Source organism: Shewanella sp. AC34-MNA-CIBAN-0136, from assembly GCF_040309945.1.
Classification (GTDB): Bacteria; Pseudomonadota; Gammaproteobacteria; order Enterobacterales; family Shewanellaceae; genus Shewanella.
The window spans coordinates 1-23,796 of the sequence record NZ_JBEOPJ010000011.1; the positions used below are offsets into that span (position 1 = coordinate 1).

The 23,796-nt window shown below is 41.9% G+C and carries 16 protein-coding genes; 7 read left to right on the top strand and 9 right to left on the bottom strand.

Translation table 11 applies throughout. The features are described from left to right. Positions 1-804: 804 nt before the first annotated feature. The 9 genes from mutT to nadC all read right to left on the bottom strand — a co-directional run bounded on the left by mutT (position 805) and on the right by nadC (position 9,338). Positions 805-1,200, bottom strand: a complete 396-nt coding sequence (mutT, locus tag AAEY94_RS12180) for an 8-oxo-dGTP diphosphatase MutT (RefSeq protein WP_192116417.1) — start codon at positions 1,198-1,200, stop codon at positions 805-807. Positions 1,201-1,223: 23 nt separating this feature from the next. Beyond that, positions 1,224-1,436 carry a DNA gyrase inhibitor YacG gene (gene yacG, locus AAEY94_RS12185; protein ID WP_162024085.1) on the bottom strand — a complete coding sequence of 71 codons (213 nt, stop codon included), beginning with the start codon at positions 1,434-1,436 and terminating at the stop codon, positions 1,224-1,226. 42 nt (positions 1,437-1,478) lie between these two features. Next, positions 1,479-2,213 carry a cell division protein ZapD gene (gene zapD / locus AAEY94_RS12190; RefSeq protein WP_350978966.1) on the bottom strand — a complete coding sequence of 245 codons (735 nt, stop codon included), beginning with the start codon at positions 2,211-2,213 and terminating at the stop codon, positions 1,479-1,481. Next, entirely contained in the window at positions 2,206-2,835 is a 630-nt protein-coding gene (coaE, locus tag AAEY94_RS12195; RefSeq protein ID WP_350978967.1) for a dephospho-CoA kinase, read from the bottom strand. Before coaE ends, zapD begins: the two co-directional genes overlap by 8 nt. Then, on the bottom strand, positions 2,832-3,758 hold the full coding sequence (locus tag AAEY94_RS12200) for a prepilin peptidase (RefSeq protein WP_350978968.1): 927 nt from the start codon (positions 3,756-3,758) through the stop codon (positions 2,832-2,834). Before AAEY94_RS12200 ends, coaE begins: the two co-directional genes overlap by 4 nt. A 32-nt stretch (positions 3,759-3,790) precedes the next feature. Beyond that, positions 3,791-5,050, bottom strand: coding sequence for a type II secretion system F family protein (locus tag AAEY94_RS12205; protein WP_350978969.1), 1,260 nt, complete (start codon positions 5,048-5,050; stop codon positions 3,791-3,793). Positions 5,051-5,154: 104 nt separating this feature from the next. After that, on the bottom strand, positions 5,155-6,861 hold the full coding sequence (gene pilB, locus AAEY94_RS12210) for a type IV-A pilus assembly ATPase PilB (RefSeq protein ID WP_350978970.1): 1,707 nt from the start codon (positions 6,859-6,861) through the stop codon (positions 5,155-5,157). A gap of 92 nt (positions 6,862-6,953) precedes the next feature. Further along, on the bottom strand, positions 6,954-7,394 hold the full coding sequence (locus AAEY94_RS12215; protein WP_350978971.1) for a pilin: 441 nt from the start codon (positions 7,392-7,394) through the stop codon (positions 6,954-6,956). A 1,065-nt stretch (positions 7,395-8,459) separates the two neighbouring features. Beyond that, a complete protein-coding gene (nadC, locus tag AAEY94_RS12220) occupies positions 8,460-9,338 on the bottom strand; it encodes a carboxylating nicotinate-nucleotide diphosphorylase (RefSeq protein WP_101087723.1) in 879 nt (292 codons plus the stop codon). Positions 9,339-9,755: 417 nt separating this feature from the next. Between nadC and ampD the strand changes: the two genes are divergently transcribed. The 7 genes from ampD (at position 9,756) to AAEY94_RS12255 (ending at position 23,773) form a co-directional block, all read left to right on the top strand. Continuing rightward, positions 9,756-10,310, top strand: a complete 555-nt coding sequence (ampD, locus tag AAEY94_RS12225) for a 1,6-anhydro-N-acetylmuramyl-L-alanine amidase AmpD (protein ID WP_350978972.1) — start codon at positions 9,756-9,758, stop codon at positions 10,308-10,310. A gap of 136 nt (positions 10,311-10,446) precedes the next feature. Next, positions 10,447-11,298, top strand: a complete 852-nt coding sequence (gene ampE / locus AAEY94_RS12230; protein WP_101087721.1) for a beta-lactamase regulator AmpE — start codon at positions 10,447-10,449, stop codon at positions 11,296-11,298. A gap of 463 nt (positions 11,299-11,761) precedes the next feature. Continuing rightward, on the top strand, positions 11,762-12,514 hold the full coding sequence (gene pdhR, locus AAEY94_RS12235; RefSeq protein WP_101087720.1) for a pyruvate dehydrogenase complex transcriptional repressor PdhR: 753 nt from the start codon (positions 11,762-11,764) through the stop codon (positions 12,512-12,514). 91 nt (positions 12,515-12,605) lie between these two features. Further along, positions 12,606-15,272, top strand: a complete 2,667-nt coding sequence (gene aceE / locus AAEY94_RS12240) for a pyruvate dehydrogenase (acetyl-transferring), homodimeric type (protein WP_101087719.1) — start codon at positions 12,606-12,608, stop codon at positions 15,270-15,272. Between the two features lie 11 nt (positions 15,273-15,283). After that, the gene (aceF, locus tag AAEY94_RS12245) at positions 15,284-17,281 is read left to right on the top strand and encodes a pyruvate dehydrogenase complex dihydrolipoyllysine-residue acetyltransferase (RefSeq protein WP_350978973.1); all 1,998 of its coding nucleotides are present in this window, start codon (positions 15,284-15,286) and stop codon (positions 17,279-17,281) included. Positions 17,282-17,480: 199 nt separating this feature from the next. Beyond that, positions 17,481-18,911, top strand: a complete 1,431-nt coding sequence (gene lpdA / locus AAEY94_RS12250) for a dihydrolipoyl dehydrogenase (RefSeq protein ID WP_101087717.1) — start codon at positions 17,481-17,483, stop codon at positions 18,909-18,911. A gap of 398 nt (positions 18,912-19,309) precedes the next feature. Beyond that, positions 19,310-23,773 (top strand): EAL domain-containing protein, encoded by a 4,464-nt coding sequence (locus AAEY94_RS12255; protein WP_350978974.1) that lies wholly within the window; start codon positions 19,310-19,312, stop codon positions 23,771-23,773. The last annotated feature ends 23 nt before the right edge of the window (positions 23,774-23,796 follow it).

Sequence of the window (23,796 nt, forward strand, 5' to 3'; positions counted from 1 at the left end):
AGTGAAACACAGTATCGCCGATGGTAGTTTGGGGTCTCCCCATGCGAGAGTAGGTCATTTCCAGGCGCCTAATTACTCGAAAGAGTAGTGATAAGCCCGTTACTAACGTAACGGGCTTTTTTACGTCTGCAATTTATAGTGTAGAGTTTGTGATTGGCCAAAACATGACAGCAGTTTGTCGAATATGCCCATGCGTCCCCTTCGGGGATAAAAGAGTAGGTCATTTCCAGGCGCCTAATTACTCGAAAGAGTAGTGATAAGCCCGTTACTAACGTAACGGGCTTTTTTACGTCTGCAATTTATAGTGTAGAGTTTGTGATTGGCCAAAACATGACAGCAGTTTGTCGAATATGCCCATGCGTCCCCTTCGGGGATAAAAGAGTAGGTCATTTCAAGGCGCCTAATTGACTTTAGAGAGTCGCGAAACAGCCCGCTATTATATAGCGGTTTTTTTTGTTCAAAATTTGAGAGTATGGTGGTTGATAGCATCCATCATAGTGCAGACGATATTGATCTGGTCAATTAAATTTGCACTCCAAACAGGGGCACGTGTTTAGGCTGTCATTTCGGCTATTGATGTAGTCAGATAGTCGTTATAACTATGACCACGTTTTTATCGACTTAACGTTTTAAAATGACTAAGCAACGGTTAATTACGGCGCTATGTAATGCTCCAATGAATATTGATAGAGAAGGAGTATTTGTGAATTTTTTCAAGGCAGGACAATATCAGTTTTAAGGCCATTACTTTATTAGCAATGGACTTATTGTTTCAGATCGGTATACAAATAGGGAGGGACAATTTCAGAGTTCAGCTAATATCTTTTCTACGATAGGCTGATTGGCTTCTGGGAAGTCGTATTCTGCAATACTATGTATCGGCACCCATTCAATTTGTTGTTGTTCCATACCTTGCGCTTGGTTTGAAAATTCAGTAATTAAATGAATATCAAGTCTGACGTGTTTATCTGGATAATCATGACTGATGTCCATGAAGGGAGTTGAATTAGCTACATCAAGATTAACTTCCTCTTTGAGTTCTCTAATTAACGCTTCAGTAACCGTTTCATTAATTTCCACCTTACCGCCTGGGAATTCCCACTTTCCACCTTGATGAAGGTGTCCTAGCCTCTTAGCCAGTAAAATGTGCCTATCTTGATTAATGATGACACCGACAGCGACATGAATTCTTTTTTGCATGTTTGCCCCTTTATAATTTGAACTTATTGTTTAAAGAAGTCACCTTCATCAAAACCAATGTCATCAAGCATATCTGGATCGATACTATTCTTCAGCGGAATAGCATGCTTCTCGCTGGCCCAGTCGCCAAGATCGATCAATTTACAGCGTTCGCTGCAAAAAGGTTTAAATAGGGATTCGTCTTTCCATTCAACTTTGGTTCTGCAAATTGGGCAGTTTACTACTGTTAAAGGCATAATCATTCTTGGTTATTAATATTACTAGTGATGTTAAAGTGTTTATGTGCAGGTTGCTAGTGAGAACTCAACAGTTTCACTGGTATGACGATGTAAATCGAAATCTACAAAATGAATGGCATAACGATTTCGATTGCCGCTGATGGTAGGATAGCAGTTTTGATTGGAATTTATTTGTACTCGAATTAATGACAGAGGTTGAACTGAGTTACCTTGGTAGAAACCCACTGGAGCTTGGCATAAACCAAAATCTGCTGTCGTTCGAATCAGTTCCAGAAGTAATGTGATTGGGGCTAGTAGAGGCTGGTATTGAATAAGCCAACTTTTGATATCTTGCTGTCGATGTTGCCAGTCTTTGCCAAGCCAAAAGTGCAGCTGTGGAAAGTCGAAATTACAGTATGCGCCAGTCATGTTGAAGCGCTGTCGTAATGCAGAGATAAATTTGTCTTGTTTAAGGCTACAGCCAATTCTTTCTTGTGCTTGCAGTGGTAATTTTAGCGCGATAAGTCTTTGGGTGAGTTGATCCACTTGAGCATTATCTACATTTGAGTGGGCACGCCAATGAGAAATTATCTGAATTTGTTTTTCAATATCTTTTAAAATATCGGTGCGATAATCACATCGTTCAGTTAGTTCGGCAAGAGCAAATAAAGGGCTAAAACATTGATGTTGAGTATCTTGTTCGGCATGCTGTTGCAACTGTAGGGCAAGGTTTTCTATACGTAAATAACTGCGTATTTTTTCATTTAATGGTTGTTCATAAATTAAATCAGTCATTGACGTTAGTTTCTAAATCGGCTGCCTGTTGTAAGTATTGTTGATGCAGACGAAGTACTTGACTGCGCAACAGCTCATATTCTCCTTGATTATCAATAATGTTATCAGCTTTAGCAAGTCGTTGCTCTCGAGTCATTTGACTCGCCAGAATATGCTCTACCTGTTGTTTACTGACACCATCACGTTGCATCGTCCTTGAAATCTGTAACTCTGATGCTATATCTACAACCAAAGTAGTATTAACTAAACTATCTAAATGATTCTCAAATAGCAAGGGCACTACCATTATTACATATGCAGAAGTCGATGCTTGCACTTGGTCGAGCATCTTTTGGCGGATCATTGGATGGAGTAAATTATTAAGCCATAAACGTTGTTGAGGATTATCGAATACCTGTGCTCGTAGAGCTGCTCTATCAAGGCTACCATCGGTTAATAGCAGTGACTGACCAAAGTGTTGCACTATTGCTTTGAGTCCATCAGAACCTATTGATACCACCTCTCGGGCAATAACATCGGCATCCACTAAGTCTATGCCATATTCTGCAAATAAGTTAGCCACGGTGGTTTTACCACTGGCTATGCCGCCTGTTAACCCTACAACATACTTGTTTAATCTCATAACGTACTAAGATACCAATTAAGAATGTCATGTCCCCATACTAACGCTATCCAGCCTGCAGCAGCAATATAAGGACCAAAAGGGATTGGGTTACCTTTATTAAGTTGTTTAGTCATAATCATGGTTATACCCACTACCGCCCCTACTAGTGAAGACAGTAAGATAATTAATGGCAGCATTTGCCAGCCTAACCAAGCACCGAAAACGGCTAATAGTTTAAAGTCACCGTATCCCATGCCTTCTTTACCAGTGACTAATTTAAATAACCAGAATACCGACCATAAACTTAAATACCCTGCAGCAGCGCCAATAATCGCGTCTTCCGGACTAGTATAAATACCTTTAAGGTTAATGATTAATCCTAACCACAGGATTGGTAACGTGAGTTGGTCTGGTAACAGCATTTCATCTAAATCGATGCCTGTTAATGCCACTAACACAAACGTTAGAATGCTGGCATACACAAATTGCCATGTAGGGCCAAAATGCCAGGCTAATGCGGCAACTAATACACCGGATAACAGTTCAATAATGGGATAGCGGCTTGAAATGCTGGTTTTGCAATCGGCACATTTACCCTTGAGCATCAACCAACCTAATATTGGCAGATTATGCCAAGGCTTTATATTGGCTTTGCATTTAGGGCATGCAGAACCTGGCACTACCAGATTGTACTTTTCAGGAAAGGGATCGATGGCTTTCTGTAAACGCTCACTGCCTACTTGTTTGACAATGTCAGGATGATATTCGTTGAGATAAAAGTTACATTCGCTTTGCCATTCACGTTTCATCATCACTGGTAAACGGTGGATCACGACGTTAAGAAAACTGCCAATGGTGGCAGCAAAAATAAAGCTAATTGCGATAAATACCCAAGGGTATTGAGTCATTGTTGTAATAAAAGTTGTGATAAATTCAGTCATTTTGTTCTTATTATGTAAAGTGTTATTGAATTCTAACCGACAATATTACCCATTTCGAAAATAGGTAAATACATGCCGACGATCAAACCACCGACTAGAGTGCCAATGACGACCATCATAATCGGTTCGATTAAGCTTGATAAACCATCTACTGCATCATCAACCTGCATTTCATAAATGTTGGCCACTTTATTAAGCATTTCATCTAAACCGCCGGATTCCTCACCAATCATAACCATCTGAATCAGCATGTCAGGGAATAAACCTGTAGTACGCATCGCGACATTCATTTGCATTCCAGACATCACTTCCTGGCGGACTTTTAGTAATGCTTTGCGATAAACATAATTACCTGACGCACCAGCAGAAGATTCTAAGCCATCGATTAACGGTACACCAGCAGCGAAAGTAGTTGATAAGGTACGGGCAAAACGTGACATCGCCGCTTTGTGGAGAATATCGCCAACTATAGGGATTCTAAGTACCATTTGATCTATTCGATCGCGAAAACTTTGAGAAGTACGATGGGCTCGTTTAAAAAGCCAGATACCAATAACAATGGCTATAACAAAGAAATACCATGAAGCTTGCAACCAACGTGATATGCCAATAATAAATTGGGTAAATGCGGGCAGTTCAGCGCCAAAGCCGTTAAAAATATCTTCAAACTGTGGCACTACAAATAATAGTAGTAGTGATGTCACTAGTATTGCAACAATCACAACGGCAGCGGGATAAAACATGGCTTTTTTGATTTTTGACTTTAATTGCTCGGCTTTCTCGCGATAAGTAGCGATGCGGTCAAATACCGCATCGAGTGAGCCTGAGTGCTCACCGGCAGCGACTAAATCTACGTATAAATCATCAAAATAGCGTCGGTGAGGTCTTAATGCATCTGAAAGTGGAATACCAGATTGGACATCGGATAGAATTGTACCTAATAATTCGCGTACTTTGGCTTTTTCATGACCTCTGCCTAGAAGCTCAATGGTTGTTACCAAGGGAACTCCAGCCGCTAACATAGTGGCTATTTGGCGGGTGATCATCGCAATGTCCATTGCGGTGATGCTTTTTTCAGACTTAAATAATGGTGCGGATTTCTTGCGTACGCCTTTGGGGGTGACTCCTTGGGCTTTTAAGACACTGCGAATTTCAGCAATTGTTGAGCCTTTGAGTTCACCCGAGGTACGTTGGCCATCACGATTAGTACCCTTCCATTGGAAGGTAAATACCTTAGGCTGATGTTTGGTAGTTTTTTTCGCTTTTGGCTTTCTTTTTGCTGTTGTGGCCATTTAGCCAATCCTTTTTATTTTTTGCTGCACCACGTAAAAATATTATTGTTAATAGAAAGAAATCAAATAGTTGATATACTCTAACAGATTTGACTATAGCTGATTTAAAAGCTGGTGACACGGTTAATTTCCGCGATACTGGTTACGCCGTGAATGACCTTGAGTAACCCGGATTGGCGTAAATCTCGCATGCCTTGTTGCTTGGCTAAGGTAGCTATTTGGAGCGAGTTACCACCTTCCATAATCGTGCGAGCAATTTCATCGCTCATTTTCATCACTTCGTAAATGCCGACACGGCCCTTATAACCACCGGAGCATAGCTCGCAACCGACAGGTTTGAACACGGTAAAACCTTTGGCTATATTAGCTTCACTAAATCCTAGCCGTTGCAGTTCTGCAACTGGAATTATTTCTTCATGTTTACATGCTGGGCACAGGCGTCTGGCAAGTCGTTGAGCAATAATTAAATTGACCGAGCTGGCAATATTATAACCAGGCACACCCATATTGATTAAACGGGTTAAGGTTTCTGCAGCCGAGTTAGTGTGCAATGTTGATAACACTAAGTGACCGGTTTGGGCGGCTTTAATGGCGATCTCTGCAGTTTCTAAATCGCGGATTTCACCGACCATCACTACATCGGGATCTTGACGTAAAAATGAACGTAGAGCTGATGCGAAAGTTAAACCGGCTTTTAAATTAATGTGAACCTGATTAACGCCTTCGAGGTTAATTTCGACAGGGTCTTCGGCGGTTGAAATATTACGCTCTTCAGTATTAAGAATATTGAGACCGGTATACAAGGAAACGGTTTTACCCGAACCTGTGGGGCCGGTAACTAAAATCATCCCTTGGGGTTTGGCGAGCATCTCTTCGTATAATAAGCGTTGATCATCTTCATAACCGAGCTTTTCAATACCCAGCTGGGCGGAAGATGAGTCTAAAATACGCATTACGATCTTCTCACCCCAGATGGTCGGCAAGCTGCTGACGCGAAAATCAATTGACTTGGTGCGTGACAGCTTCATTTTAATGCGGCCATCTTGCGGCACTCTTCGCTCTGCTATGTCAAGTTTTGACATTACCTTTAAACGGGCTGAAATACGATTGGAGAGATTGACTGGCGGTTCAGATACTTCATGCAAGATACCGTCAATACGGAAGCGAATCCGGTAGCGTTTTTCGTAAGGCTCAAAATGTAAGTCGGAGGCGCCTTTACGAATAGCATCAGTAAGAATCTTATTAATATAGATTACGATAGGTGCATCGTCACTACTATCACCGCTTGGTTCATCGTCACGACTAGGGTCAGTGACTTCAATACCAGCAAGAGCTTCTTCGTCAATACCTTCTAATCCAAGACCACTAATGTCTTCTTCAAGTATTTTTTCAAGGGTTTTATTTAGCTTATCATCTTCAACTAAAATGGCCTCGGCATGTAAACCTAAACTGAATTGAAAATCTTCAAGTGCTGCAATATTGGTCGGATCTGATGTTGCGATATAAAGTCGATTACCACGCTTATAAAGTGGTAAACACTTGTGCTTAGCGATTAGTTTTTTATTGAGAAGCTCTTCTGAAATACTTGAAATATCGAATTCAGCCAAATCAAGTAATGGCGTTCCGTATTCTTCATAGCACAGTTCTGCTATTTCACGGGCGGAAAGTTGTTTAGTATTAATGATAGTAGTAACTAAAGATTGTTTTTGTTTACGTGATTCAGAAATTGAAATAGATATTTGCTCTTCACTTAGGAGACCTTTACGAATAAATAAAGTCGATAGACCTAAATGAATTACAGCTGATGACATGTAAGTTACCTATCCAAATATAATAATTCTACATCTCGAATGATGTAAAGTAAAAAGGCAGCAAGATGCTGCCTTTAGTATATAAAATAATATTAACGGCAGTTTGCCGGTTTAAATTTATCGTCTAAAGTACCGGCAGTACAAGTCCAAACTATTGTGTTTACTGCTGCAGTTGGTGCTGCTGCAGTAAGAATTATAGTTTTACCATTGTCAACTTTAGCATTGAATACAACGGTTATTAAGTTAGCTGCCACTGTTACACTTGTTACTGCATTACCTGAAATAGCTGTTGCTGTAGCTAGACCTGCTGCTGCATTGTTAGCTGGAAATGCTGCTTGAGATGAGTAATATTCTGTAACAGCAGCTTTAGCCGCTGAAGCTAAACCTAAACCTTCGGTAACATGTGCTCGTTTTGTATAATCCTGATAAGCAGGCAATGCGATTGCTGCAAGAATGCCGATGATCGCGACTACGATCATTAATTCGATAAGGGTGAAACCCTTAGCGTTTTTGATTTGGTTAATACCTTTCATTTTTCTCTCCGTAAAATAGGCTGTGGCAGTTTCAATCCTAGAGTTTTAGCACACTTGTTTATAGTTGAGTGTGCTAAATGGCAATCCATATGCCTAAGGCCTTACAGACACAAATATGTGACAATAATTGTCACGATGTCGTTTATGTCGTCGCTTGTGCATATTACTCATACCATAGTGTGCAATGATTTAAGTTTTATGTGTCCATGATGACAAGGTTTGTTAATTCTTTTTTCTAAAATGTGCTTTAGAGGGCTAAACCTATGAAACATTTTCAGTATAACAAGTTTTATAGTTTAGCCATCGCTATGTTTGTTATCCATTGGACAGTAAATTTCATCACTTATAGATAGCAACAAGCTACTTACTTTATTGTGTCAGTATTGCATTTCGGCTGAGCTGCAATGCTAGTGTAAACGCTCGTTTTATTAATCGGTAATATTAATATCACTAACAAGCCGTTGAATCAATGTTACGTGATTGATAAAAAATAGACGTTTTTTGCAACTTTAGTATTGCAGTACATGGCCGAAAGGCCAACTCGCCTACATTAGACGTTAGTATAAACCGCCTAAAAAAGGAATAGTTTTATGATACAAATTAAAAATAAATGTCTAAAAATGCTCTGCTTTCACATTTTCCGCACATTATACCCTATATGTTTTTTGACGTGCTAGGCATAGAGGAAAAATTATTTGACAAAAATGCAACAATGTCGGTTTGTTGGCGCTTTTTTTGATGGCCGATGTGGCAGGTTTATCGCTAAGCTAAAAGCCTAGGTTCTAGAACGCTGCGCTGTTAGATGCTATAAAATCTTAGCAACAAGCGGTGACATACGGTGACGAAAGATAGCAAGCGATGGCAAGTGATGGGATACGGTGACGAAAGGTAGCAAGCGGTGACAAGCGATGAGATACGGTGACCAAAGATAGCAAGTGATGAGATACGGTGACGAGAGATAGCAAGCGGGGGCAAGCGATGACATGCGAGCTAAAAGTCTTAAGTCTAGGTTCTAGTAGCGCTGCGACTCTAGCAGTCCGCTCTAGAACCTAGCAGATCTAAGTATTAAGCCTTTAATCTCAATGATAAATCTAATGCTTTGACATGCTTCGTCAAGGCACCTACCGAAATATAATCAACGCCAGTTTGTGCGAAGGTGGCTAGGGTGTCTAACGTGACATTGCCTGAAACTTCTAACTTTGCGCCTTTAGCTTGATCTTTATAACGATTATTAAGGCTGACTGCGTCGACCATCATGGTGACGTCAAAGTTGTCGAGCATAATGATATCGGCTCCGCCATCAAGTGCTTGGGTGAGCTCATCAAGAGACTCTACTTCGACTTCTACCGGCTTGTTACCATCTAAAGCGCGCGCTGCTGTAATGGCTTGTGAGATGCCACCGCAAGCCATTATATGGTTTTCTTTGATTAAGAAGGCATCGAATAAACCAATGCGATGGTTTTTGCCGCCACCGCAGGTGACTGCGTACTTTTGGGCGGTGCGAAGACCTGGGATAGTTTTGCGGGTGTCGAGTAATTGAGTATGGGTGCCTGCAAGCTTATTAACGTACAGTTTGGTTAAGCTGGCTACCCCTGACAAGGTTTGAATGAAGTTCATTGCTGTACGTTCGCCAGTTAAAATAGCGCGTGCAGGGCCAGATAGTTCACATAACAATTGATTGGCTACAATTAAGTCACCGTCATCAACATGCCAATGCAGCACGACTTCACTACCCAGTTGATTAAATACTTGCTCTGCCCACGCTTTACCGCAAAACACCCCATCTTCGCGGGTGATTAACGCGCCGGAAACGTGTTTGTCTGCAGGGATAAGCTGAGCGGTAATATCAGCATTGAGCATATCGTGAATGGTATTATGGGCTGTGTGACCTAAGTCTTCATCAAGCGCTGTTTGCACTGCATGACGGATGTCGTTTTCTAACATAAGCAAAATCCTTGCTAAAGAGTGTAATAAGGCTAAACAGTATCTGCATTCAACGGAGTGTTTGTTACAGAATGCATTTGTTAAAGATTACCATAACTTGGCTAGATACTGACACTACCCAGTCGGCAATTTTCAGCATGGGTATGGCCGTTGAATACTGTTAAATTCAGATTGATAATGGTTAAATAACCTTAGCTTGGGATAATAAACGGTTATCGAACTGTCCTTTGAGCCGCTAACTGTGTTGCATTGACTTACAATAGACCAGCTACTGGCACTGCTAATGATAAGTGGCAGCACCTTGTTAACTAAGCAAATGACAAGTTTGATATCCAATAGGCCAATTATGCTAGTTTTGGCTTACAATCCTATTGTTAACTCTGGTTGAGGTTATGTCGTTATGTTTAAAGGATGAATATGGCAAAAGGCTTATTAAAACAAGGTTGGTTAGCCAGCGCTAGAAAGTGTATTTCGCCCCATTTTAATTCACGGCCAACAGATGAGGTGAGTTTGTTGGTGATACACAATATTAGTTTACCGGCGGGTTGTTTTGGCTTACCGCACATTGATGCACTTTTTCAAGGCTGCTTAGATATTGAGGCTGACGACAGTTTTGCTGAGTTGGCAGGTTTGCAAGTTTCGGCACACTTTTTAATTCGCCGCGATGGTGAAGTGGTGCAGTATGTGAGTTGTGATGACAGAGCATGGCACGCTGGTATCTCTGAGTTTAACGGGCGTAAGGGCTGTAACGACTTTGCAATTGGTATTGAACTAGAAGGCACCGATAGTAGTGGTTATACCGATGAGCAATATCATCAATTAATGCTGTTAACATTTGAGTTAATGGCGCAGTATCCTATGATTAACGTAAATAATATTGTTGGCCATTGTGATATCGCACCAGGGCGTAAAACAGACCCAGGTTTTAGTTTTGATTGGCCTCGATATAAGCAAGCCATTGCCGTTGCTTAGGCTAGTCTTGTGGACATAACTGTTGTTGGTCGCATTTATTGATCTCATTTGCTGAGAGCATTTGTAGCCATCGCCCACGTAAAAACGGTTCTTTAATGGCGATAGCAACAACTGAATTGAAGTTAAAAGGATATTCATGGCGTTATTTTCATTATTAGTGGCAATTCTAGTTGAGCGTATGAAGCTTCTGCCGAGTGGTTGGCAGTTCGATAGTGTGATGACGCGTTACCAAAAGCAGTTTTGGGATAGCCAGTCGCTAAAATCACCATTCGGTGTGGTGATTGCCATCGTGTTGCCTGCTTTATTAGTGTTGTTGATCTGTTTTCTGCTTGATGGCATTTTTTTTGATTTATTGAGCTTGTTGTTTTGGGTGCTGATATCGATTATTTGCTTTAGTCACCAAACATTACGAATTGTGTTTAAACAGTATATTCAAGCGGCATGCCGCGGAGATGTACAAGCCTGTTACTGTTACGCTAGCGAGTTGGACTCTACAGAGCATTTGGATGTCGTGGACGAACAGGATTTAGGCCGCAAAGTGGGCCAAATGGTGGCGTGGATTAATTACCGCTATTACGGTGCTGTGGCGTTGTATTTGATATTTTTAGGCCCAGTAGGTGCAGTTTTATATTGTACAGTGCGTTTTTATAGTGAGTACAACAGTAAGAATAAGCTTGAAATGCCATTGGTCGACCGTTTACAAATGATATTTGATTGGTTGCCAAGCAGAGTGTTTAGTTTTGGTTATGTGTTAAGTGGTCAGTTTAGTTCAGGGTTAAGCGTTTGGCGACAATATGGTTTAAGTGTCAATACCGATGCTAAAACGATAGTGACCCATACTGCTGTTGCGGCAGAGTCTTTACCTGAAGTTGGAGATGCGCCGTTGAGTGTGCAATCTACCTTGGCATTACTGGCATTAAGTAAGCGTAACTTTGTATTACTGCTAACCATGGTTTCGGTATTAACCATTTTTGGATTTGTTAGTTAGACTCTAGGGTGCTAAGCAGATAGGGCGCTGCGCTTCTAGGGCGGACTACGTCCTGCTAGGACAGCTTCGCTGCTAAGATTCTAGGACAGCTTCGCTGCTGAGATTCTAGGACAGCTTCGCTGCTAAGATTCTAGGACAGCTTCGCTGCTAAGATTCTAGGACAGCTTTGCTGCTGAGATTCTAGGACAGCTTCGCTGCTAAGATTTTAGGACAGCTTCGCTGCTGAGATTTTATAGCCTCTAGAAGCGTAGCGCTCTAGTTTCTAGGACTTTCGGGTAAATGGTCTGACCCCTTAAGCATAAATATCGGTTATGCTCTGGGCTTGAGCGTTTTAAACAAAGCGGTGTTCTTTTGTCGGTATGCTGATAACTAGACACGGCTTGTATGATTTGATAAAGTGCGCTCTCTCATATTAATTGGTAAGACCAATTGACAATTGCTTGTTTAGGGAGCAGAGCGCTACATGGCTTATATTAAGATTAACCAGCCAAAAATTTCTGATGTGATCATGGAGCAATTAGAGCGGATGATCCTAGAAGGCAGTTTGCAGCCTGGTCAGAAACTACCTCCTGAGCGCGAACTCGCGGTGCAATTTGAAGTGTCTCGTCCTTCTTTACGTGAAGCGATTCAAAAATTAGAAGCTAAAGGGTTGCTCATGCGTCGTCAAGGCGGTGGCACCTATGTTAAAGAACAACTGTGGCAAAGCCTTGCCGATCCTATCGTTGAATTAATGCATAACGACTCTGAAAGTCAGTATGACTTACTCGAATTCCGTCACGCCACTGAAGGCATGATGGCGTATTATGCTGCGCTGCGCGGCACCGATTCGGATATGCAGAATATTCAAAAACGAATTATTGAAGTAGAAGCTGCGACGAATATTGAGGCCAAAGCTGCTGCCATTGTACGTTTTTATCGTGCGGTTGCTGAGGCGTCACACAATGTTGCTATGTTGCATTTAGTATTAAGTTTAACCCCTGTGCTGCACAAAAATGTCGCACAAAATCTGGAGCTTTTAAGCATACGCGAAGAAGCTTCCACCATGGCAAATGATCACAGACGCGCGTTACTGGCTGCGATTATACGCCGGGACCCAGACGCTGCACGTGAAGCTTCGAATGAGCACTTAAGCTACATCGAAGAAGTCATGTTGTCAGTAAGGGAAGAAGACAGTCGGTTGCAACGTAGTTTGCGCCGTTTAAAGAGCGGCGTGTAGCACTTGTCACTTTGAATAAGAATACACTTTTGCTGTGTCAACAAGCAGCAAAAAGCCGAAATATAATCCGTATATAGAGAAGGACTGCGAGATGTCTGAAGATATGCTTCAAGATTTAGACCCATCAGAAACCCAAGAGTGGGTTGATGCTCTACAAGCTGTGTTAGAGCAAGAAGGGCCTGAACGTGCACACTTTTTACTCGAAAAATTAATCGACAAAGCTCGCCGTAACGGTACTCATTTACCGTATAACGCGACAACTGCGTATTTAAACACTATTCCAGCAGGGCAAGAACCAAACATGCCTGGCAACCAAGAAATGGAACGCCGTATTCGGGCGATTATTCGTTGGAATGCTTTGGCTATGGTGTTACGTGGTTCTAAGAAAGATTTAGAGCTGGGTGGCCATATTTCAAGTTTCGCGTCTAGTGCGACAATTTACGATGTGTGTTTTAACCATTTCTTCCGTGCGCCTAATGAGCATGACGGTGGTGATTTGGTGTATTTCCAAGGTCATATTGCACCTGGTATTTATGCGCGTTCGTTCCTTGAAGGCCGTATTACTGAAGAACAAATGGCTAACTTCCGTCAAGAAGTTGATGGCAAAGGACTTTCTTCGTACCCACACCCTAAGTTAATGCCTACTTACTGGCAGTTCCCGACGGTATCGATGGGTCTAGGTCCTATTCAAGCGATTTACCAAGCACGCTATTTAAAGTATTTAACTGACCGTGGTTTAAAAGATTGTTCTAAGCAGACGGTTTACTGTTTCTTAGGCGACGGTGAGTGTGATGAGCCAGAAGCATTAGGTGCTATTGGTTTAGCTGCTCGTGAAGAATTAGATAACTTAGTCTTTATTGTTAACTGTAACTTACAGCGTCTTGATGGTCCTGTCCGTGGTAACGGTAAAATTATCCAAGAACTTGAAGGCGAATTCCGCGGCGCAGGCTGGGAAGTGGTTAAAGTGATTTGGGGACGCTATTGGGATCCGTTATTGGCTCGTGATACTAGCGGTAAATTATTACAGTTAATGGAAGAAACCGTAGACGGTGAATACCAAAACTGTAAAGCCAAAGGCGGCGCGTATACGCGTGAGCATTTCTTTGGTAAGTACCCTGAAACTGCCGAAATGGTTGCTAACATGTCAGATGATGACATTTGGCGTTTAAACCGTGGTGGTCATGATCCTGTTAAAGTTTACGCTGCACTTGAACATGCACAGAAAACTAAAGGTCGCCCAACCGTTATCTTAGCTAAAACTGTTAAAGGTTACGGTTTAGGTGATGCAGGCGAAGGTAAAAACATCGCTCACAACGTGAAGAAGATGGGCGCTGAATCTATTCGCTACTTCCGTGATCGTTTCAATATCCCGATCCCTGATGACCAGCTAGAAGATTTGCCTTTCTACCATCCAGGTCCAGACTCAGAAGAAGTGAAATACTTAAAGAGTCGCCGTGAAGCATTATTAGGTTATTTACCGCAACGTCGTGAAAAGTTCACTGAAGAGTTAGAAATTCCTTCATTGAAAATTTTTGATTCGATTTTGAAAGGCTCTAATGGCCGTGAAATTTCGTCAACCATGGCGTTTGTACGGGTATTAACCGCGTTATTGAAAGACAAGGGTATTGGTAAGCGTATTGTGCCGATTATTCCTGATGAAGCGCGTACTTTTGGTATGGAAGGTTTATTCCGTCAAGTGGGTATTTATGCTCACGAAGGCCAAAAATATATCCCACAAGATTCTGATCAAGTGGCGTACTACCGTGAAGATAAAACCGGTCAGGTTTTACAAGAAGGTATTAACGAATTAGGTGCAATGTCATCTTGGGTATCAGCTGCAACTAGCTACTCAGTCAATAACATGCCAACGATTCCGTTTTACATCTACTACTCTATGTTTGGTTTCCAACGTATTGGCGACATGGCATGGGCTGCTGGCGACATGCGCGCTCGTGGTTTCTTAGTCGGTGGTACTTCAGGCCGTACAACATTAAACGGCGAAGGTTTACAGCATCAAGATGGTCACAGCCACGTATTGGCTAACACTATTCCAAACTGTATCTCTTACGATCCAACTTACGGTTATGAAATTGCAGTTGTAGTACAAGATGGTATTCGTCGTATGTATGGCGAAAATCAAGAAGATATCTTCTTCTACCTCACCACAATGAACGAAAACTATGTTCAGCCAGAAATGCCAGCCGGTGCCGAAGAAGGTATTGTCAAAGGTATTTACAAGCTTGAAACAGTTGCCGGTAGTGGTAAAGGTAAAGTGCAGTTAATGGGTTGCGGTACGATACTTGAAGAAGTGCGTAAAGCTGCACAAGCATTAGCAAAAGACTTTGGCGTAAGCGCTGACGTATTCAGTGTAACTAGCTTTAACGAGTTAACTCGTGACGGCCAGGCTGCTGAGCGTTGGAACATGTTGCACCCAACAGCAAAACCTAAGCAAGCATATATTAGCCAAGTATTATCTGCAGACGCGCCAGCGATTGTGGCTACTGACTACATGAAGATATACGGCGAGCAATTACGTGCTTTCGTACCGACAGACTATAAAGTACTTGGTACTGATGGTTTTGGTCGTAGCGATAGCCGCGCAAACTTACGTCATCACTTTGAAGTAGACGCTAAGTTTATTGTTATAGCGGCACTGAAGTCTCTTGTTGATCGTAATGAAATGCCTGTTGATGTGTTGACGAAAGCCATCGCTGAATATGGTATTGATGCTGACAAGATTAACCCACAGTTCGCGTAAGGGGATACAAAATGGCTGAATTAAAAGAAGTTTTGGTTCCTAACATCGATACTGATGCAGTACAGGTTATTGAAATTTGTGCTGCGGTTGGTGATTATCTTGAAAAAGAAGCATCAATCATTACAGTTGAAAGTGATAAAGCGACCATGGACATTCCAGCACCTTTTGCTGGTACGTTAGCAGAATTAAAAATCGCTGTCGGTGATACCGTTTCTGAAGGTACCTTGATTGCGATGATGAGTGCAGCTAACGCTGCACCGGCTAAAGCCGAAGCAGCTGCGCCAGCACCTAAAGCTGAAGCGCCAGTGGCACAAGCAGCAGCTCCTGCACCAGTGACGCCAGTTGCCGCACCAAGTGTTGGTAGCTCAGAAGTGATTGAAGTAAAAGTACCTGATATCGGCGGAGACACAGACGTGTCAGTCATTGAAGTATTAGTTGCTGTTGGTGATAGCATTGACGTTGATACGGGCTTAATTACCTTAGAAACCGATAAAGCAACCATGGACGTACCGTCACCTAAAGCGGGTGTGGTTAAATCAGTAACAGTGGCCGTTGGCGACAAAGTGTCTGAAGGTTCATTGGTTATCACGCTAGAAGTTGCCGGTTCTGCGCCTGTTGCAGCTGCACCTACTGCATCTGCGCCACAAACCGCTGCACCGGTTGCTCAAGCGGCTCAGGCTCCTGCAGCACAAGCCGCAACGACAACTCAAGTACAAGAAATTCATGTGCCTGATATTGGCGACGCCAATGATGTTGATATTATCGAAGTGTTGGTTGCTGTTGGTGATGAAATCACTGCAGATCAAGGGTTAATTACCCTTGAAACAGACAAAGCTACGATGGAAGTACCAGCACCGTTTGCCGGTAAATTAGTGTCGTTAACGGTTAAAGTGGGCGATAAAGTGTCTCAAGGTAGCTTAATTGCGACCATTGAAACCACTAGCTCTGCACCAGTAGCGCAAGCTGCTCCTGCTCAAGCAGAACCCGCTCCAGCGGCAGCCGCGCCAACTATGGCGGCTAATCGTCCATCCACTCCACCAGTGCCGTTTCACCCAAGTGCTGCAGTGACTGCATCAACTGGCGTTGTTCATGCTTCGCCTGCGGTACGTCGCTTAGCGCGTGAATTTGGTGTTGATTTAACCAAGGTTTCTGGTACTGGCCGTAAAGCGCGTATTTTAAAAGACGACGTGCAAGCGTTTGTGAAATACGAATTATCACGCCCTAAAGCAACTGCTGCTACAGCGGTTTCTGGTGGTGCTGGTGGCTTAAACGTGATTGCAGCGCCTAAAGTTGATTTCAGTAAGTTTGGTGAAGTGGAAGAAATACCACTAAGCCGTATCCAGAAAATCTCTGGTCCTAACTTGCATCGCAACTGGGTAACCATTCCACATGTCACCCAGTTTGACGAAGCTGATATCACTGAGATGGAAGCATTCCGTAAGCAGCAGAACGACCTTGCCGCGAAGAAGAAAGCGGATTACAAGATCACTCCACTAGTGTTCATGATGAAAGCTGTCGCCAAAGCATTAGCTGAGTTCCCAGTGTTTAACTCTAGTTTGAGCCCTGATGGTGAGTCGCTTATTCAGAAGAAGTACTTCCACATTGGTGTAGCTGTTGATACGCCAAATGGCCTAATGGTTCCGGTGGTACGTGACGTTGATAAGAAAGGCATTGTTGAATTGTCGCGTGAGTTAACCGACATTTCTATCCGTGCTCGTGACGGCAAACTTAAGTCTGCTGACATGCAAGGTAGCTGTTTTACCATTTCAAGTTTAGGTGGTATTGGCGGTACGGCGTTTACGCCGATTGTTAACTACCCAGACGTGGCTATTTTAGGTGTATCAAAATCTGAAATTAAGCCAAAGTGGAATGGTAAAGAGTTTGAACCTAAATTAATGTTGCCGTTATCGTTGTCATATGACCATCGCGTTATTGATGGCGCAATGGCTGCACGCTTTAGTGTGACCTTGTCTGCGATACTATCAGACATTCGTACATTGATTTTATAACCACAAAGGTCGCTCATATGAGCGACCTTTTTATTGTGATCGGTTTCAAACAAATTGATTTGAGTATAAAATGCGCCCATCCCAATTTTTTAGTCCACAATTGAAAGAAATTGGAAGTGAAACGTAAGTTTCAAGCTGGCGACATCGACATTTGGGCCGATCCGTCTTTCACACGGAATGAACAAGATTAGAGGAAATCATGAGTAACGAAATCAAAACTCAAGTAGTCGTACTAGGAGCAGGCCCAGCAGGTTATTCTGCGGCGTTTCGTGCTGCTGACTTAGGCTTAGACACCATAATTGTTGAGCGTTTCAGTACCCTTGGTGGTGTGTGTCTAAACGTTGGTTGTATTCCTTCAAAAGCACTATTGCACGTAGCAAAAGTCATTGAAGAAGCCAAAATTGTTGCTGACCATGGTGTTGTTTTTGGTGAGCCAAAGATTGATTTAGACAAATTACGTAGCTTTAAAAATAAAGTCATTGGCCAATTAACAGGCGGTTTAGGCGGAATGTCTAAAATGCGTAAAGTTGATGTGGTTAATGGTTTTGGTAAGTTCACTGGCCCTAATAGCTTAGAAGTTACTGCTGAAGATGGCACTGTGACAGTTGTTCAGTTTGAACAAGCCATTATTGCAGCGGGTTCACGTCCAATTAAATTACCGTTTATTCCACATGACGACCCACGTATTTGGGACTCAACTGATGCACTTGAACTGAAAGAAGTGCCTGGTAAGTTATTAGTGATGGGTGGCGGTATTATTGGTCTAGAAATGGGTACTGTGTATTCATCTTTAGGCAGCAAAATTGACGTGGTTGAAATGTTTGACCAAGTTATTCCTGCTGCAGATAAAGACGTTGTCCGTGTATTCACTAAGCAAATCAAGAAGAAGTTTAACCTTATTCTTGAAACTAAAGTGACCGCAGTTGAAGCAAAAGACGACGGTATTTACGTAACAATGGAAGGCAAGAATGCACCTGCCGAACCTGTTCGTTACGATGCTGTTTTAGTCGCAATTGGTCGTTCACCTAATGGTAAGTCTTTAGCTGCTGAAAAAGCAGGTGTGAATGTTGATGAACGTGGCTTTATTAACGTTGATAAGCAGTTACGTACTAACGTACCGCATATTTATGCTATCGGTGATATCGTTGGTCAGCCTATGTTGGCTCATAAAGGTGTGCATGAAGGTCATGTTGCTGCGGAAGTGATTTCGGGCATGAAGCACTACTTCGATCCTAAAGTGATTCCATCAATTGCTTATACTAATCCTGAAGTAGCATGGGTCGGTTTAACTGAGAAAGAAGCGAAAGAGCAAGGTATTGCTTACGAAACCGCGACTTTCCCTTGGGCTGCAAGTGGCCGTGCAATCGCTTCAGATTGCAGTGAAGGTATGACTAAGTTAATTTTCGACAAAGAGACTCATCGCGTGATCGGTGGTGCTATTGTTGGATCTAACGGCGGTGAATTATTAGGTGAAATTGGCCTAGCAATTGAAATGGGTTGTGATGCTGAAGATATCGCATTAACGATTCATGCTCACCCAACATTACATGAGTCTGTAGGCTTAGCGGCTGAAATGTATGAAGGTTCAATTACTGACTTACCTAACCCTAAAGCGGTTAAGAAGAAGTAACTTACACTGACTAAATAGCCTTAAAAAAGCATTCCATTTTGGGGTGCTTTTTTTTGTCTTTTTTCTGATATTTTAGGCTAGTCTTAATGATTAATATGTGTAAGTTATATTACGTTATAGGGCATTTCACAACATGTTGATTTAGCAGAATAGAAAGCGAATCGAATAATGATTCAATCGGGGGTGACTTTCCTACTAAAATAATGTTAAAACATTAATATTACTTATAAAAATCGCATTCAAGTCGTTAACAATAAAAATAAGTGATATTAACTTTTTTGGCTAGTAACCGATCCATCACAACACCAAGATGATTAATGTGTCGATGATGATAAGCCTGTTTTTTGCTACGTGTGGGGCTTGCCTGCATTTGATCACGTAAAGGATAAACTGAATTTATGACCAGAGCAGTATTGGTGAGCCTAGGCTGTTTTATATTGTCTTTATTTACTGTATTGCCTGCGTGCAGTGCAGACATTGTTCAGCGAGTCTTTAACGCCAAAGATGGCTTAGCTAATGCGACGATTCAAGACATTAGTTTTGACCGTTATGGTTATGTTTGGCTGGCGACTCAGCAAGGTCTTTATCGCGTTAGTAATAGTAAAGTAAGACGTATTGATAAAGTGGGTTTTGATTCGGTACTTGATGACGAACTGATTACAACAGTAGTTAATTCTGGCCAAGACCATTTACTTGTTGGCACCAATTCCTCGCTATATCTTTACAGTATTTTAGATAATCACTTCAGTTTATTGCTTAAACCTGAAGATAATGATGCGACTAATATCAATAACAGTATTCGCGTGGCGGCAACTCAGCGTCAGCTTGATGGACGATTGCTGATACTCGCTTATTCTGGTCAAGTGTATTATTTTGATGATGCTTCTCAGCAATTGTCTTTATCTCCAAGTCATTCTTTAGACCATAATTTACCTTGGCGCAATGCGCTTGAATTGCACAATTCCCAGTATTTGTTTTCAACTAATCACGAGCTTCAACTTCACCAAGCCGATGGTAGCTTCATTGGTCTATTTTCGTTGTCTGATAAAAATGATTCCATCAGAAAGTTGTTTCAAGATAGACAACAACGAGTGTGGATGTTGACATCGAAAGGTTTATTTAAGGTCAATACCGAAACGCTTACGGTGCAATCTGTGCCTGAGATTCCCTATTATGTTGACCAAATGGAGCAAGATCTTAATGGTGACTTGTGGATTTCAAGCCGAGCAGGATTGATTTTTTGGAGTCCAGAAAACAACAAGTTAACCGTATACCATGACGAGCTTAAACAGCGAGCTAACATTGATTACATTCATGATATGGCTGTGGATTCTGAAGGTTTACTGTGGGTTGGTGGCTCTGGTGATGGGTTAGCGGTGATAGCGGGTAAACCTCATTTTTTAATTGAAGATTATTCTAAAAAGCCGCCTTATCAACTTGATAATGAAATGGTGTGGTCGGTATACAGCGAAGGCGATAAGGTGTGGCTAGGCACCGATGGTGGTTTGTCTGTCGTTAACATTCAGAGCCAAACCTCAACCATGGTAATCCCCAAAGGATTTGAACTGAGTGACAGTATTTATCGAATTGAGTCTTTAAACGCACAGCATCTTGTGTTGGCCACGACCAGTGGCTTATATGTTGTTAATAAATTGACTAATGCCAGTACCGACTTTGCGACATGGAGTGGTGGTAAAGAGTCACTGGACGATAGAATCGTCATTGGGATTTATCGTGACGAGTTACTGAGTGATGTGATTTGGTTTACCACCACTAAAGGATTGTATTATTGGCAAGATGGTAATACTGATTTGACGTTACAAGTTTTATTAGATGGCCAGCAGTCATTAAGTCATACGCTATATAAAGCCTTATTAAGGGATGATGCTGATCATTTATGGATTAGTGGCAGTAAACATTTTGGCTATTTAACCACTGCGGGTGAATATATTTCTAAAGTGGATGTATTTGCTGATTTTACAAATGTCCCAACCATGAATAGTCTTATGCAAGTGGCGCCGGGGGTTATATGGCTAGGCACGTCCCAGCAAGGTATATATCAATTCAATACTCAAACCGATGAGCTTATTTCGCTGGATCAACAGTGGAAGATTGATTGTAAAGTGGTGTTCTTTTTACAGGACACTGAAACAGACCATATTGTTGGCTGTGCCAGTGCCATTATTAAGGTTAATAAGGCGACAGGTAAAGTCAGTTCGTTTAGCCATAAAGACGGTTTTATTTCCGATGAATTTAATGAGTCGGCAAAGTTTTATGACCCTGCAAAAGGCTTTTTTGTGGGTACGCCAGACGGAGCGATGTTAATCGACCTCGATAAACTGGCGCCGCGGACTGTAAATGACAAAGTGATACTTGAATCTGTGTCGGTATTTTATGAAAACAATACCGAGGTTTATCTCATTCCAAGTCAATTGTCGCAAGTCGAACCGGGTGCCAGCTTAATTAGCTTTCAAATTGCCGTGCTCGATTACCTTGATGATAAGCCAATGACCATACAGTATCGTTTGGTCAAAGATGGCACAGACTCTGGCAATTACGTGTTATTAGAAGGCCAGTCACAGATTAATATTACCGGTTTAAGCGCTGGGTCGTATGCACTTGAGCTTTTATATAAAAGAAATGGCGTGTGGTCGAATGAGCCATTTCAATATCGATTTACTGTAAAGCAGTTTTGGTGGCGCTCACAACAATTTAAAGGCGCATTGATTTTTAGCATATTACTGATAGCCGCCATTATATTGTTATATAGACAGCGGCAAATTCATCGGTTTAAGCAAATGAATCATGCTTTGGTTGAAAGTGATGAACGCCTACGTCAATCGTTAAAAGGCAGCGATTCGGACCTATGGGAGTGGCATAAATCAACACAAGTGCTGTCACTCGATAATCGCGGTGGTGTATTAGGACCAGAGCAGCAGATTGACGTTAAACTAGAAGAGATCCCAATTCATCAAGACGATGTTGAGAGAATCACATCGGTTTGGCAGGACCTTGTTAACGGTAACGTCGAGATGATTGATGCCGAGTATCGATATCGTAATCAGCATGATCATCAGTGGCATTGGTTACGAATTAAAGGCCGTGCTATTGAGGTAGATCTTAGCAATGGAAGATTAATTTATGCTGCAGGGATGTATACCGACATCACTCAACAAAAAACCCTTGAAAGTGAGGTTAATTTATTAGCCCAAGCATTTGAAAATACTTCCGAAGGCATGTTGATATTAGACATGAAAAAGAACATCAAAATTAGCAATGCTGCGGCTAATTTAATTCTAGTGGCTAAAAAGAGTGATTTGGCCGGCACACCTTTTTCCGACTTAGTGTTTGAGACTGTAGAGCCTTTTGATATGGACGATGTGTTCGATAAGGAGCGCTTTTGGACCGGAGAATGTGAATTTAATTGTAGTGATGGTAGCCGATGCCCTGTTTGGATCAATGTATCGACCATGTTCAATATGAATGGTTCGGCATTACATTATGTGGTGGTGTTTTCTGATATCACTGAACGTAAGCATAATGAGTTACATCTGCGCCGCTTAGCAAACAATGACATGTTAACCGGCTTAGCTAATCGAGCGATGTTTTCGCGCCGATTGGGCCAGGTTATTGAAATAGCAAAACAGCATAAAGAAACCCTAGCGTTATTGTTTTTAGATCTCGACAGATTTAAACATGTTAATGACTCATACGGTCACAGTATGGGTGATGCATTACTCGTTGAAGCTGCAAGTCGACTACAGTCTTGTTTGTCTGAAGAACATTTATTGTGTCGTTTTGGTGGTGATGAGTTTGTTATTTTGCTGCGTGATGCAAAAGACGTCGACACCATTAACCACATTGCCAAACAGTTATTAAAACAAATCGAAACGCCTTTTAAATTATACGGTCGAGAATTTTTTATTTCGACCAGCATTGGTATTAGCATTTGGTCTGGCGATGATCAAACGCCTGAAACCTTAATTAAAAACGCCGATTTAGCCATGTACCATGCTAAAGAGGAGGGCCGTGGTAATTTTCAATATTATTCAGCAGAACGGAATGCAGAAGCCTTATATCACTTACGCATAGAGGCTGATTTGCATCGAGCGATACTGTGCAATGAATTTGAATTGTATTACCAGCCTCAGATAGATGTTAACCAACAAAACAGTATTGTTGGCGTTGAAGCGTTAATTCGTTGGAAACACCCAAAAGATGGCATGGTTAACCCCGATGTGTTTATAGGTATTGCAGAATCCTGTGGTTTGATTGTTGAGATTGATCGTTGGGTGCTAACTCAAGCTTGTCTCGACGGTGCAGATTGGCATCAGCGATACCAAAGCGACATAAAAGTGTCGGTTAATGTGTCTGCAATGCATTTCAGACAGCCAGACTTTATCGACTTTTTAACCGCAACATTACATCAAACTGGCATGCCTGCTAAATGTTTGTCGGTAGAAATTACCGAAGGCGTATTGATGAAAGAAATTGCTATCGCCAGCCAGCATTTACTCGCGTTGGAGCAGTTAGGTATTGATGTTGCTATAGATGATTTTGGTACAGGTTATTCGTCGCTTGCGTATTTACGTTCATTCCAAGTTAATATTCTGAAAATAGATCGCTCGTTTTTAATTCATATTGACAACCATCAAGCCGATCAAGCCATTGTGAGCAGTATTATTGAATTAGCACGTAACCTATCGCTTGAAGTCGTGGCTGAAGGTGTTGAAACATCTGAACAACTTGCACAAGTCGTTAAGCGTGGTTGTCATATTATTCAGGGATATTATTTTGCCAAGCCGATGCCCAAAGCCGAACTTGAGCTCGATATTAAGCGACAAATGGGGATTAATGAATGATGAGTTCATTAGTGATGCCAGGG

Excerpts from the sequence above, each read along its gene's own strand:
- mutT (WP_192116417.1), bottom strand. The coding sequence starts at position 1,200 with ATGCAAAAAAGAATTCATGTCGCTGTCGGTGTCATCATTAATCAAGAT.
- yacG (WP_162024085.1), bottom strand. The coding sequence starts at position 1,436 with ATGCCTTTAACAGTAGTAAACTGCCCAATTTGCAGAACCAAAGTTGAA.
- zapD (WP_350978966.1), bottom strand. The coding sequence starts at position 2,213 with ATGACTGATTTAATTTATGAACAACCATTAAATGAAAAAATACGCAGT.
- coaE (WP_350978967.1), bottom strand. The coding sequence starts at position 2,835 with ATGAGATTAAACAAGTATGTTGTAGGGTTAACAGGCGGCATAGCCAGT.
- AAEY94_RS12200 (WP_350978968.1), bottom strand. The coding sequence starts at position 3,758 with ATGACTGAATTTATCACAACTTTTATTACAACAATGACTCAATACCCT.
- AAEY94_RS12205 (WP_350978969.1), bottom strand. The coding sequence starts at position 5,050 with ATGGCCACAACAGCAAAAAGAAAGCCAAAAGCGAAAAAAACTACCAAA.
- pilB (WP_350978970.1), bottom strand. The coding sequence starts at position 6,861 with ATGTCATCAGCTGTAATTCATTTAGGTCTATCGACTTTATTTATTCGT.
- AAEY94_RS12215 (WP_350978971.1), bottom strand. The coding sequence starts at position 7,394 with ATGAAAGGTATTAACCAAATCAAAAACGCTAAGGGTTTCACCCTTATC.
- nadC (WP_101087723.1), bottom strand. The coding sequence starts at position 9,338 with ATGTTAGAAAACGACATCCGTCATGCAGTGCAAACAGCGCTTGATGAA.
- ampD (WP_350978972.1), top strand. The coding sequence starts at position 9,756 with ATGGCAAAAGGCTTATTAAAACAAGGTTGGTTAGCCAGCGCTAGAAAG.
- ampE (WP_101087721.1), top strand. The coding sequence starts at position 10,447 with ATGGCGTTATTTTCATTATTAGTGGCAATTCTAGTTGAGCGTATGAAG.
- pdhR (WP_101087720.1), top strand. The coding sequence starts at position 11,762 with ATGGCTTATATTAAGATTAACCAGCCAAAAATTTCTGATGTGATCATG.
- aceE (WP_101087719.1), top strand. The coding sequence starts at position 12,606 with ATGTCTGAAGATATGCTTCAAGATTTAGACCCATCAGAAACCCAAGAG.
- aceF (WP_350978973.1), top strand. The coding sequence starts at position 15,284 with ATGGCTGAATTAAAAGAAGTTTTGGTTCCTAACATCGATACTGATGCA.
- lpdA (WP_101087717.1), top strand. The coding sequence starts at position 17,481 with ATGAGTAACGAAATCAAAACTCAAGTAGTCGTACTAGGAGCAGGCCCA.
- AAEY94_RS12255 (WP_350978974.1), top strand. The coding sequence starts at position 19,310 with ATGACCAGAGCAGTATTGGTGAGCCTAGGCTGTTTTATATTGTCTTTA.